Raw genomic sequence first — 13,919 nt, forward strand, 5'->3', positions numbered from 1 at the left:
TACGAATAGATGTTTCAAATTTAATTTTCAGGTAATCTGCGATCCTTTATTTTGCGTTTCTTTTGTGTTCGAAAATTAGGGAGCTGCATATCAATCGGGCCTTTCGCGGCAGCTGCGGCTTGTTCGTGGGCAAGCGGGAAAGGTCGATTCGCAGGGGCGCGAAGACCTGCTAATTTCTAATAATTTAGGCTTTTCGATTTTGTATTTATTAACTTTAATTTAACTTTGTGGCTCTCAAAAATGCGTGACTGAACATGGAAGATCGGAATTTTAATTACATCAAGGATTTAACGAAGTATCAACGCCAGCAAACCTCTGTGGTTCACGTTGGTAAGATACCAGTGGGGGGAGATTATCCGGTCCGTATTCAATCAATGACTGATACAGATTCCAAGGATACAGATGCAACGGTAGACCAGATTATTCGCATCATTAAGGCCGGAGCCGATTATGTTCGTGTTACTGTAAAGGGAATGAGCGATGCGGAAAACCTGAAAAATATTAAAAGTGAGTTGGTTGCCCGGGGCTACGAAAACTCGCTGATTGCGGATGTGCATTTCAACCCGAAGCTGGCCGAAATTGCGGCCAAGTACATCTCGAAAGTTCGAATTAATCCCGGAAATTTTTACGACAAACGAGCCCGTTTTGAGCGGCATATCTATACCGATGAGGAATATAAGGAGGAATTGCAACGAATTGAAGAACAGTTTGTTCCTTTTCTTGAGGTTTTGCGCGATACCAACACGGCTTTGCGGATTGGCGCCAACCAGGGATCGCTGTCGGATCGGATCATGAGCCGTTACGGTGACACTCCGGCGGGAATCAGCGAATCGGTGATGGAGTATTTGCGCATTTGTAAGAAAGTTAATTTCAACAATGTGGTCATCTCCATCAAATCGAGCAATACCCGGATGATGGTGTATACCGTTCGTTTGCTGAATAAGCGTATGCGTCTGGAGGATATGGAATATCCGTTGCACCTGGGAGTTACCGAGGCTGGCGAAGGCGAAGACGGTCGTATAAAATCGGCTGTCGGTATCGGTGCCCTGCTGGTTGACGGTATTGGCGACACCATCCGCGTATCGTTGACCGAAGCGCCGGAACGCGAAATACCGGTGGCCCGGAAAATGGTCAACCACATTAAATCGTACCAAAATCATCAGAAGATTACAGCGCCTTTGTTTGCGCAGGTGAATCCGTTCGAGTATGAGCATCGCTCGACCCGCCCGGTGATGAATATGGGAGGCAAGCAGGTGCCTGTGGTGATTGCTGATCTGCGCGATCGCAATTTGTCGGAGATTTTGCCCTTGCGGGGCAAGCAAATTCCGGATTATTTTCTGAATCGCGATCAGATTCTGGATCTGGAAGGAAACGTGTATCCGATCCTGGACCTGGAAGAGTACCTGTTTGGGGGTAGCCACTGGGGACAGATGAAATTCATCCGGACCAACAAAATGGAGTTTGACCGTTTTATGGCGGAAAACCCCGAAATTATCATGAAGCTGAAGCAAACACGCAAGACCGTGTTGATTTTGGAAAGCTTTAATAAAAACCCGTTTGCCGAGTTACGCGCCTTCTTCATGGCGTTGGAATCGCATATTTGGAAGGTTCCGGTAATCCTGATGCGCTCCTACAAGGAGAGTAGCCTGGAGGATCTTCAAATTAAGGCCTCTATCGACCTGGGCGGCCTGTTTATCGATGGCTACGGCGATGGTATTTGCCTTACCAACGAAGGCGACAATATTACTTTCACGGATCTGAAAGATCTGAGTTTTTCAATTCTGCAGGCCAGCCGCATGCGGGTGTCGAAAACCGAGTTTGTAAGCTGCCCCGGATGTGGCCGTACGCAATTCGATTTGCACGAAACAACGCGCAACGTGAAGGCACACTTTAAACATCTGAATCATTTGAAAATTGGGGTGATGGGTTGTGTGGTAAACGGCCCCGGCGAAATGGGTGATGTGGATTACGGTTTTGTTGGTGCGGGCAGCGGTAAGGTGAACCTGTACAAGGGGCAATCGCTGAAAAAACGGCATATTCCTTATGAGAATGCGGTTTATGAGCTGGAAAACCTGATCCGTGAAAACGGCGACTGGACCGATCCGGAAGAACAAAATTAAGCGTTTAAAAGAAAGACAATAAATCAGAATCGGGTGTGAGCCAAATGGTGCTCATCCCCGTTTTTTTTGCGCTTTCCACATTCTCGTTCGAGTCGTCCACAAAGAGGGTTTCTTCGCCTTTCAAGCCGGCATCATTCAGGACATATTCGAAGGATTCGACGGCTGGTTTGCGAATGCCCATCTCATTCGAATAGTAATCCTTTACAAACAAATCGGAGAGGGAATGGGCAAATGTTTTTTGGAATAGTTGATGAAAGTGCCGAACATGGATGGCGTTGGTGTTTGAAAACAGATACACCCGGTGCGTTAGGGCTAATTTGCGGACCAGCTCAATTCGTTCCGGAAAATAGTCCAGAATCATGGCACACCAGGCTTGGTCAATATCCTGGTCGCTGGCAGCCCGGGGCAGTAGCCGGCGAATACCGTCCCGAAATTCATGCTCGCTAAGCTTACCGGCTTCCATATCCAGAAAAACGGGATGATTGTATCCCCAGCCACCGGGTTTAATCAGCTCGGGTAGCCCCAACTCCCCGAATGCGCGGATTGTTCGCTGTGCATCAATTTTTAAAAGAACACCCCCCAAATCGAAGATGATATTTTTAATTGCTTTTGTCATGACCATTGTATTTCGGAAATTGAGCTGCAAAGCTAATAAACCAAGCAGAAAATTGGAGAATCAAGCCCCAAAACGATGGATAAACAGATCTGTTTCTGATCGAGCGGAAGGTGGTTGGCAGCGAAGGATCGCAGAAGCGTGTTTATGTCAATTTTTGAATATTCGCAGTATAAACCGGGTTAGCCCGTACTAACCCGGTTTACTGCCTGCCGGTTTAGTGGATGGAAAATTCAGTGTGCAAGCCTTCTGCTGAGTTTGGACCGACCCAAAGATCAAAGTCTCCTGCTTCAACCAAAAACTGTCCCTTGCCATTGTAAAAACCGAGTTCTTTGGCCGTTAGCTTAAATTTGATTGTAACAGTTTCTCCGGCTTTGATCATCCGTTTTTCGAACCCTTTCAGTTCCTTTACGGGCCGAACGATGCTGGCTACACGGTCTCTGATATAAAGCTGAATGACTTCTTCTCCATTTGTTGAACTGGTGTTGCTAACCTGAACACTCACCTCAAATTGCTGCGGACCTGTTTGCTGCACAGATAAGCCAGAGTACTCAAAGGTTGAGTAGCTTAGTCCATAGCCAAAAGGAAACAAGGGTTGGTGGGTTTGATCCATGTAGTGAGGCCAAAAGACCTCGGTCTTCGGTCCCGGTCGGCCAGTGCTGAAAGCGTTGTAATAAACAGGGATGTGTGCTACACTACGTGGAAAGGTCATCGGTAATTTGCCGGAAGGGTTATAGTCGCCAAAAAGCACTTGTACAATGGCGTTGCCTGCTTGTATTCCCGGTTGCCAGGCTTCCACGATGGCTGGAACATGCTCCTCGGCCCAGCAAACAGTTAGCGGGCGACCATTCATCAGTACCAGAACGATGTTGGGATTAACTTGGTATACCGCTTCCAGCAGCTCTTGCTGTAATCCGGGCAGGCCAAGGTCAGCACGGGATCTGGCTTCGCCGCTATGCAGTCCGTGTTCTCCCAAGACCATGATCACGACTTCCGATTGTTTGGCCAGTTTCAGCGCTTCGGCAAAACCACTTCGGTCGGTGGTGTTGATTTCAAGTTCGGTGGCAAATGCTTCGGGACCGGTAACAAGCCTGGCACCTTCGGCATAGCTTGCGTCCGGGCAGTAGCTGGTCAGTCCTTCGAGCACGGAAACGGCCGTATTGTCGTCGCCGGCCATGCGCCAGTTGCCCAGCGGGCTGTTTTTGTCGTTTGCCAAGGCGCCGATGACGGCTATTTTCTTCTGTGTTTTCTTTAGTGGCAACAGGCTGTTTTGGTTTTTTAGCAGAACAATCGATTTTCGGGCCATATCCAGCGCAGCGGCAATATGATCGGGGTGGAAGAGTAGCTCTTTTTCTCTGTTCTCATCACAGTATCGGTATGGATCGTCGAACAGACCGAGTTCAAATTTTACGCGGAGAATGCGCCGTACGGCATCGTCAATAACTTTTTCGCGTACTTTGCCGTTTTTCACAGCATCAACCAAATTCGCGACATTGGCATAGCTTTCCATATCCATGTCGGAACCGGCGTTGGTGGCTTTTATGGCCACATCTTCCAGGTCTTTGGCGTATCCGTGGGCGATCATCTCGGCGCCGCTGCTCCAGTCGCTCACGACAAAGCCGCTGAATTCCCAGTTGCCTTTCAGCACATCGCGCAGCAAAAACTCATTGGCCGTCGCCGGAATTCCGTTGATGATATTGAATGAGTTCATAATCGTCTTCACATCAGCTTCCTCAATGGCTGCTTTGAAGGGGGGGAAGATGACGTTGTACAGCGTGCTGGTGCTGACATCGACCGTATTGTAATCGCGTCCGCCTTCGGCAAATCCGTAGCCGGCCCAGTGTTTGGCACAGGCCGCAATAGTATTGTTGGCACTTAAATCGTCGCCCTGAAATCCTTTAATGCGGGCAACGCCAATTTTACTTCCCAGGTAGGGATCTTCGCCTGCCCCTTCCATTACCCGTCCCCATCGGGGATCGCGCGAAATGTCGACCATGGGTGCAAAGGTCCAGTTGAGGCCTTCGGCTGAAGCTTCAACTGCGGCAACTCGGGCTGACTTTTCAATCGCTTCCAGGTCCCAGCTGGCGGACTCGGCCAAAGGGATGGGGAAGATTGTTTTATGACCGTGAATCACATCGAAGCCAAAGATCATGGGAATTCCCAGCCGGGAGCTGTCAACGGCTAACTGTTGCATTTTGCGCACGTTTTCGGCCCCTTTTACATTGAGCATCGATCCAACAAGGCCGTGTTTGATATGCTCGTACTTGTTTTTGGCATTTCCCTCGGAAGGGGCGGGCCCGGTCATGTCGTAAAAGCCGTTGTATTGATTCATCTGGCCCACTTTTTCTTCCAGTGTCATTTGGGCAATCAGATCGTCTATCTGCTGCTCGATGCTCTTTTCTGCTTGTTCTTTTGGTGAAGAGCAGGCTGATGAAAGTGCCAGTAAAAGTGTACAAAGCCAATAGACTGGTTGGTGAAGCTGATGGTGTATTTGTTTCTTGTGTATCATATTTTAGCGATGAGTTTTTTATCCTTTTTTCAGCCTTGTCGTGTTTGCACGATTTCAACTAAAAAATAGGATCTTAAATGTTGGTATTGCGGAATTGGCCGGCGTGTATGTTCGCCCGGCTGATATGCGGCCAACCTCTGCAGCGGGAGCGTTGCGAAGGTTCCGGAGGAGCACACAGGCTCCTCCGGGATTGCCTGGAATACAGAAATCGGTTAATCGGTATTTTGATAAACCCGCACATAGTCGATCTCCATGGTGGCTTGCGTGAACGAGGGGTCAATGGTGCCCCCCAGCGTACCTCCCATGGCTACATTAAGAATCAGAAACTGGTCGGCATCGAAGGGCCAGTGGGCAGCATCTTTAGTTTGCGGAACATAGGTGTAGTAGATTTCGCCGTCAATCAGAAAAGAGATCTCATTAGGCGACCAGTTGACCGAGTAAATATGGAAGGCTTCGGAGGCGTCGGCAACAACGGTGCTTCCCTTGTAATCGGTATCTCCGGAGCTTGAAGGCGTGTGTAAGGCCGATTGCACATAGCCCGGGTCGTTGCCGATGGCTTCCATAATGTCGATCTCGCCGCAGTCGGGCCAGCCGGCAGTTGAGAAATTGGCTCCCAGCATCCATATTGCCGGCCAGGTGCCGCCACCAGCAGGTAATTTGGCCCGCACTTCAACCCGCCCGTAAGTGAACTCGTACAGTCCTTCGGTTTTGATTCGGGCAGAGGTGTATCCCCCGGCACCATCCGCTTTGGCTGTAATTTTCAGTATCCCATCCGAAATGCTCACATTCTCCGGGTTGTTGGTATAGCTTTGCGCTTCATTGTTGCCCCAGCCACCGGCCCCGAGGTCGTATGTCCAGTTTGCACTGTTGGGGGCTCCGTCGGTTTCGAATTCATCAGACCATACCAAGTCGTTGTATTCAACATTGCCTTCGTTCGGATTGGTGGTTGTAAACGTGCAGTACCAGGCATTGGCACCTGTTCCTTCTATTCGTACCTTCAGAATGTCGTCTGTTAACTGAATGATCTCATGCACGCTTGTACCAACATACCAGCACATAAAGCCACCATCCGAGAAGGTCATGGTCGTACCCCGGTATCCGCCGTCAACAGTAGCAATGGAGGATGAGGGACTGAATGAGACATTCTTTACACCATAGAGCGATGGAACGACGTCTTCGCCATGGCAGGTATTCCCTTCTACGCCGATTGTGTTGGCATAATCTGCGGGTATATAGGCCGTTCCGGCGGTCTGCTCAAAGGTTAAGCCGTCCGCAGTTTTTGTAAATACAAATTCGGCATCGTACATACACAGTTTGTCAGGGTGCCAGGCTGTTGAGGTGAACCAATAGGACCAGGTATGTTCATTCCCACTGTATTTCCGATCATTGGGCCCCAGTCCGATGTTGCCGGGTTGGTCTGCTGCCCAGTACCATTTTTTAGAACTTCCACCAGTCAGCAATTCAAGGGCTTCGTCGTCGGTAAATGTACTCAGCACCTCAACCGGCATTGTTTTGGAGGAAGCAAGGCCGCCAGCTCCAACAGCATCCACGGTAACAAGGTAGGTATTTACGCCTGTTTTAGAAAATTGATGTGAAATTTTGCCGTCGGGGGCAACTTTGCGGTCTGTTCCGTCTCCAAAGCTGTAAGTGTAGGTAATTTCATGGTCAGCCGTAGCGGTAAAGCTTACCAGCCCGGTTCCGTCGCCATAGGGGTTTTCGGCATCAGCTCCAACAATTTCGTACGTAAAGTCAACGTTCGTTGGTGTGATGAGTTTGCCTAATTCGTAGTTATCCGTTTGGCAGGCTCCCAGCAATAACGGCATGCCAAAGATCAAAATAGACAGATAGATATTGTATTTTTTCATAACCTGTTTCCTTTATTAGTAGAAATAAATATTGTCGATATAAACGTTAGCACTAGACGACTCAAACAGCAACTGAGTAACCCCGGATAGATCGATTGTATAGTTAACCAGCGGAATATCAACACTGATCCAATTTCCATAGCTAATGGACGAAAGGCCTTCGATGTGCTCCTGAACCGGGTCGTAGGTTGTGTTGACCAGTTTTAACGACAATGCAGTTGCATCATTTGTCCAATAATCAAAATGGACATAGGTCTTTGCAGAGAGATCCGTTGGGTTTCCGTAGTCGGTGACAATTCCGGTGTAGTTGAGTGCTTCGTAATGAAGTGTATTGTCCCCGTTAATTTGCAGGGTCGTTAATGTCGTTGTTTGTCCCCAACCCGGGTTCCATTCGTTTACTGTGATATTTGTATAAGCATCACTAAAAATTGAAATCACATCTCCGCTGTTTGCTGTTGGTGCAGGTGCCGCAGTGGTTGGTGCATTTGCTGTTCCCTGTTTATAGAAATAGATATTGTCAATGTAAACTTTGGAGTTTGATGATTCGAACAGCAACTGAGTTACGCCGGAAAGATCGATTGAGTAGTTCTCCAGCGGAATGTCAACACTTATCCAGCTTCCATAGCTAATGGAAGATAGGGCTTCAATGTGCTCCTGAACCGGGTCGTAGGTTGTGTTGACTAGTTTTAGTGACAAAGCAGTTGCGTCATTTGTCCAATAGTCAAAATGAATATGTGTCATTTCCGAAACATCCGTTGGGTTTCCGTAGTCGGTTACAATCCCGGTGTAGTTGAGTGCTTCATAAAGCAGCGTATTGTCCCCGTTAATTTGCGGTGTCGTTAAGGTCGTGGTTTGTCCCCAACCCGGATTCCATTCGTTTACCGTGATGTTGGTATAAGCATCACTGAAAATTGAAATCACATTAGCGGCATCTGCTGTTGGGACTGGAGCAGCCTCTGTTGGAGCCGAGGCTGTAGCGCTATAGAAGTAAAGGTTATCGATATAAACCGTGGCTCCGGAAGATCCGAATAGCAGCTGGGTAACACCTGACAGGTCGAGGGCAAATTCAGACAATGCCATATCCACGCTTACCCAGCTTCCTTGTGTAATTGACGGTACCATTTCAAGGTCTTCCTGAACAGGATCGAGTGATGTGTTTACCAGTTTGAGGGACAATTCAGTGGCATCGGGTGTCCAGTAGTCAAAATGAACATGGGTCATTGCAGTTACGTCAGTCGGGTTATTATAGTCCGTTACGATTCCCGTGTAGTTGAGTGCTCCGTAAAGAAGAGTTGGATTTCCGGCAACCTCAACGGTCGTAAGGGTGGTAGTTTGTCCCCATCCCGGGTTCCATTCATTTACGGTGATGTTTGTGTAGGCATCGCTGAATATAGAAATGACATCAGCAGCATTTCGTGCCGGAGGAGTCGGTGCCGCCAAAACAGGACTGACGATTTCGATCGCAGTGACCGTGAAAGTGGTATCGAGGGTCGCTATAGCAGCACTTTTGGCTTTCATAAACACCTGGTAGTCGCCAGCTTCCGCATAGGTGTGCGAAGCCATTTCTCCCGGTAAAGCTAAGGTTGGTTCCTCATCTTCGGTTTCTCCAAAGTAGATCTCAAAAACAGTGGCATAATCGGCAGTAGCTGTAATATTCACTTTTTTGGATATCAGCTGGTCATTTTCCACAACAACCGATAGGTTTTCCGGTGCTTTAAAAGCAACGTTCAGTTGTTTTGTTGCCTCGGTGGTGAGACCGGTTATGCCATGAGCTGTGACTTCGACTTGATAAACTCCTTCTGCATAAATGTGCGAGGCGGATTCGGCAACTGCCAGATCTTCTGAAACGCCATCGCCAAAGTCAATTGTATAGCTTGTGGCTCCTTCAGCATTTGGAGTTATGGTAACCAGCCCAGAGTTATCCTGTGTGATGTTGAAGACCGCATCGACATTGGATGGCGCCTGAATGTAATCGAGCGAGTATAGTTTATCTTCATCTGTCACGCAGGAGAACGCGAGCAGCGTGATAAAGAATAACGCCAATCTATTTTTATAGTTTTTCATTGCTCAAGTTTTTACGGGTTTAGTAGTTTGGGTTTTGAGTCCAGTTGCCATTCGAGAAGTTGATTTCTTCCAGCGGAACGGGAAATATTTCATGCTTACCAGTTACAAAACCGTCAATGGCATCGGCTGCTTTTTCGGTTCTCACAAGGTCGAAGAAACGATGCCCTTCACCCATTAATTCAACTCGTCGTTCGTGGTAGATTGCATTGGTTAATGCCGATCCGGTGGAGGTGATTTTGTGGTTTTCGTCGCCAAAGGCGCGTTTGCGAACCTCGTTCAGATATTTTTGTGCTTTGTCATCGTCCGGAACATCTTTCAGGTTATTGGCTTCGGCAGCCATGAGTAAGACGTCAGCGTACCGGATTGCCCGGTAATTGTTCGGGTTGGTCAGGTTTAGGTCGCCTTGTGCGTCGGCGCTTCTTTTGCGTGGAATGTATTTCCGGTTGAAATAGCCGGTGTGCTCATAGCCGGTTGAATATTCGGCTCCTGTTTCGTCGGCCCAGGCCTCGATGTCCAGAATGGTCACGTCTTTCCTGGGATCTCCGGGCTCGAACTGATCGACAGCCTCCTGCGTTGGCACATTAAAACTAAAGCCCGAAGAATACAGAGGGCCCGAGTAGCTGCGCACACCGCTGAAACCTACGGCAACATTTCCTTCGCTGCATTGCAGGCAGTCAAAGCTGGCACCTTCCACATCGGTATATTGAACTTCGAATACCGATTCAGCACCGTTCTCTCCGGCATCTTCAAAAATTGAAGCGTAGTCGGAAACCAGTGAATAGTTCTGGTCATCGATCAGGTCGTCCAGAACAAGAGCTGCCTCGTCAAATTTTTTCTGAAACAGGTATGCCTTACCCAGCAAGGCTTGTGCAGCACCGCGTGTCGCGCGTCCTGGCTCGGTTGGAGTGGGAGGCAGTACTGATTCAGCATATAACAGATCCGCTTCAATTTGTCCGTAGACCTCAGAAACTGGGGAACGAGGAATCGTTGTTTCATCTCCCAGTTTGAAGCGTTCGTCAACTTTTAACGGAACAGGACCGAACCATTTGACAAGTTCGAAATAATAGTAAGCGCGCAGGAAGCGTATTTCACCTGTCATCTGCTCCTTGTTTTCAAAGTCGGTTTTGTCTTTAAATTCCATGAAATAGTTCGTGCGTTGTACACCCGCGAACATCCAGTTCCAGATATCGCGCAGGTTGCTGTTTGAGGGGGTGTGAATCATATCGTCGATCTGTTGCCACCCGATGACGTCGGTGGCATTTTCGCCACCGCATAAGGTATTGTCGGAGGCAAATTCGCCTACAATTGCGTTGGCATAAGTCGATTGCAGCATGTCGTAAGCGGCAACCAGTGCATAGTAATAGTCGGCTTCCGAGTTGAAATAGTTCTCCGAGTCAATCGAGTATTCCGGTTCAATCTTTACAAAGTCGTCGGTGCACGAAAAAACAGATGCCGCGAAGACCAGGCTAAGGGTGAACATGATTTTATGGAAGATCTTATTATTCATTGTTTTCTGAGTTTTAGAAGTTAAGGTTTAAGCCGAACGTGTAGGTCCGGGCAGCCGGGTAAAATCCGTTGTCAAATCCGGCACCGATAGGTTCGCCACTTGAGGCTGCCGGATCGAAGCCCTGGTATTCGGTGATTGTAAACAGATTGCTGATGCTGGTGTATACCCGTAACGATTGGATGAACAGCTTTTCGGTAACCGATTTGGGTAGCTTGTATCCCAGCTGGATGTTTTGCAGGCGCAGGAAGGAGCCGTCCTCGACATAAAAATCGGAGAAAACGGTATTTGAAGTCGCTGCCGTTGTTAGCCGCGGAACCGTGTTGCTGGTTCCTTCACCCGTCCAGCGGTTGAGTTTGTAGCTCATTTTGTTCACATCGGGGATGACACGTTCGTAGTTGCGAACAATATCGTTGCCGATAGATGCAAAAGCGTAGGCTACAAAGTCAAGACCTTTAAAGTTCAGCGAGATGTTTAGCCCCATGGTGGCGTCCGGGATCGGGCTGCCGATGTCGGTGCGATCGTCGGTGTCGATAAGGTCGTCGCCATTCATGTTGACAAAACGAATGTCTCCGGGAGAAGCTTCAGCACCTAAGGCAACTTGCGATGGGTGAGCATCTGCTTCGGCTTGGTTTTGAAACAGTCCATCGGTTTTGTAACCATAGAAATAGCCAATCGGTTTCCCGACTTCCATGCGGGCAGGTGCCGGTTGTCCAACACCGAACGAGCCCCCTTCTACAAATCCGGTTCCGTTGTTAACCTCGAGCACCTCGTTTTTTAGTGTTGTGAGGTTGTAGTTCACGCTAAAGGTCAGGTCTTTGGTTATTTTTCCGCGGTAGCCCACAGCAAACTCAAAACCGCTGTTTTTCACCGTTCCTGCGTTTACGGTAGGTCCGGCAGCACCAGGTGCACCAACACCCAATATTCCGGATACGGGGATGTTGCCAATTAACAAGTTGTTCGTTTTCTTGCTGAAATAGTCTGCATTCAGGTCTACTTTATTGTTGAATAGCTTTAGGTCAACGCCGAGGTCAAACTGTTCGGATTCCTCCCACTTAATGGACGCATTTGGACTGGCACCAACGGCTGTACCGTTTACCAGCGAGCCGTCGAAGACATAAGTGGCTTCACCATTTAGTCGGGAAATGTATTGGTAATCGTCAATTTTGTCGGAGCCCAGAATACCATAGCTTAACCTTAGTTTCAGAAGATCGATGTTTTCGGCCTCTTTCAGGAAGTCTTCTTTGGCCAGGTTCCATCCGATCGTAACCGATGGAAAATAGGCGACCGTGTTGTTGGGGCCAAACTTGGTTGAGGCGTCTCGTCTCAGCATCGCCGACAGCAGGTATTTTCCTTCGTAGTCGTATTGAATACGGGCGAAGTACGACAACCTGCGCTGATCGTATGTCCACGAGTTGGTTACTTTGGCATCGGTGGTTCCGGTTGCCAGACCAATGTCGGCAAACTCCCACGAGTTATTGGGAATGTCGTAGCCACGTCCTTCCAGATGGTCGCCCCAGGTTTTATAAACGGTTGTTCCCACGGTTGCTGTCAGATGATGCAAGTCGCTATAGGTCTTGTCGTAAGTGACGAACGCATCGAAGGTGTAGTCGTTGTAGTTGTTACGATCCTGAAAAACGGTGCTGCGCGATACATCGAATACTTTCCCGCCGTAGCTGATTTCTTTGGAGAAATCTTTCGACTTGTCGTTGGTTGTGTTGAAACCGATCCGTGTTGTGGCGGTCAGGTTGGACAGGATGTTGAAGTCGAGGCTGAAATTTCCGTTCCACTTGGACAGATCGTAGTCGTTGTAAGTATTTTCTATTTGAGCCAGCGGGTTAATCACCTCGTTCCCCAGGCTTGAAGGTGCCAGAAAGTAATCGCCCGCGTCATCGTAAACCGGCATGGTCGAGGGCATATTCAAGGCATTGAAAAGAACCGACCCCAAGCCAAATTCGTTGATCGTTTTTCGGTTTACATTGGTAAAGGTGATGGAAGATTTAAATTTGATCCAGCTCGACAGGTCGGCACCCAGGGTCATGCGTCCGGTATTGCGTTCGTAACCGGTTTTGGGACCACCGATAATTCCTTCCTGCTTTAAATTCGAAGCACTTAGCGAGTAAACAATCTTGTCGGTTCCGCCCGAGATGTTGATGTCGTTATTGTAAACCGGCGCGGTCTCAAACAGCTCATTTTGCCAGTTTGTACCTTTGCCGAGTCCCGAAATGCTTGGGAAAGGCAGGTCATCGCCACTGGCCGCATAAGCTTCGTTTAGCAGGACCGCATATTCAGTTGCGTTTAGCACCGGAAGTTTGCGGCTTGTTTCCTGGATTCCCACCGAGCTGTTTACCGTTACCTTTGTTGCCTGGTTTTTACGCCCCGACTTGGTGGTAATCAGGATGATTCCGTTCGCCCCAACTGTACCGTAAATGGCCGCCTGGGCATCTTTCAGGACTGTAATGGTTTCAATGTCGTTGGGATTCAGGGTGTTTAGATCGCCCTGGTATCCGTCGATGATGGCCACAGGTGAAGCATCGCCGTTGGTCGAGATTCCCCGAATACGGATGTCCAGCCCCGAACCCGGAGCCCCGGATTGGGCCGTTACATTCACCCCCGACATGGTTCCTTGTAAAGCTTGTTCTACTTTTACCGGTTTGAGGTTTTCGATGGTTTCCGCGTTCACAATAGATACGGCTCCGGTAAGGTCTTCCTTTTTTTGGGTTCCGTAACCAATAACCACAACTTCGTCAACGCCGATCGCGTCGTTTTCCATAACAATATCGAGGGTGGTTCTCCCGTCGACATTAACATCCTGAGATTTCATTCCGATGTAGGAAAACTGAAGGGTGGCATCCTTGGGAGCCTGAATGACATAGTTCCCGTCAAAATCGGTGATTGTCCCTTTAAGGGTTCCTTTAATCAGTACCGATACGCCCGGAAGTGGTTGTCCGTCGTCTTTGGATGTTATCAGACCTTTAATGGTCAGATCCTGCGCTAGGGCATGAAATCCAAAGATTATACAAAATAGAAAAAATGAGATTTTTTTCATAGGTCATTTTTTTGGTCTTGCGAAAAGTTAAAAACTGGATCGAATTTCGAAGGAAAAAGGTGAATGCCAAAAAAATAGCCTCTTCATTAATACTACGTGACTCCGGAGTGCAGTACTACAAAACTACATCATTAAAAATGTAAGTTGCACTAAATGAAATGTTTGTTGATAGTGTGGTTTTGGTTTTGTATACGT

At 48.4% G+C, this 13,919-nt stretch carries 7 protein-coding genes; 1 reads left to right on the forward strand and 6 read right to left on the reverse strand.

All coding sequences use genetic code 11. The features are described from left to right. Positions 1-254: 254 nt before the first annotated feature. Positions 255-2,120 (forward strand): (E)-4-hydroxy-3-methylbut-2-enyl-diphosphate synthase, encoded by a 1,866-nt coding sequence (gene ispG, locus C8N47_RS07485; RefSeq protein WP_107821923.1) that lies wholly within the window; start codon positions 255-257, stop codon positions 2,118-2,120. Positions 2,121-2,124: 4 nt separating this feature from the next. Here ispG and C8N47_RS07490 read toward each other — a convergent pair whose 3' ends face one another. The 6 genes from C8N47_RS07490 to C8N47_RS07515 all read right to left on the reverse strand — a co-directional run bounded on the left by C8N47_RS07490 (position 2,125) and on the right by C8N47_RS07515 (position 13,724). Then, positions 2,125-2,736, reverse strand: coding sequence for an HAD family hydrolase (locus tag C8N47_RS07490; RefSeq protein WP_170111329.1), 612 nt, complete (start codon positions 2,734-2,736; stop codon positions 2,125-2,127). Positions 2,737-2,950: 214 nt separating this feature from the next. Then, complete coding sequence (bglX, locus tag C8N47_RS07495) at positions 2,951-5,242, reverse strand: beta-glucosidase BglX (RefSeq protein ID WP_107821925.1); 2,292 nt, start codon at positions 5,240-5,242, stop codon at positions 2,951-2,953. A 212-nt stretch (positions 5,243-5,454) separates the two neighbouring features. Then, positions 5,455-7,107 (reverse strand): family 16 glycosylhydrolase, encoded by a 1,653-nt coding sequence (locus tag C8N47_RS07500; protein ID WP_107821926.1) that lies wholly within the window; start codon positions 7,105-7,107, stop codon positions 5,455-5,457. A gap of 15 nt (positions 7,108-7,122) precedes the next feature. Continuing rightward, the gene (locus C8N47_RS07505; protein ID WP_211316072.1) at positions 7,123-9,171 is read right to left on the reverse strand and encodes a hypothetical protein; all 2,049 of its coding nucleotides are present in this window, start codon (positions 9,169-9,171) and stop codon (positions 7,123-7,125) included. 19 nt (positions 9,172-9,190) lie between these two features. Then, positions 9,191-10,678, reverse strand: coding sequence for a RagB/SusD family nutrient uptake outer membrane protein (locus C8N47_RS07510; protein ID WP_211316073.1), 1,488 nt, complete (start codon positions 10,676-10,678; stop codon positions 9,191-9,193). A gap of 13 nt (positions 10,679-10,691) precedes the next feature. Next, positions 10,692-13,724, reverse strand: a complete 3,033-nt coding sequence (locus C8N47_RS07515; RefSeq protein ID WP_107821927.1) for a SusC/RagA family TonB-linked outer membrane protein — start codon at positions 13,722-13,724, stop codon at positions 10,692-10,694. Between the last annotated feature and the right edge of the window lie 195 nt (positions 13,725-13,919).

It is taken from the genome of Mangrovibacterium marinum (assembly GCF_003046625.1).
GTDB lineage: Bacteria > Bacteroidota > Bacteroidia > Bacteroidales > Prolixibacteraceae > Mangrovibacterium > Mangrovibacterium marinum.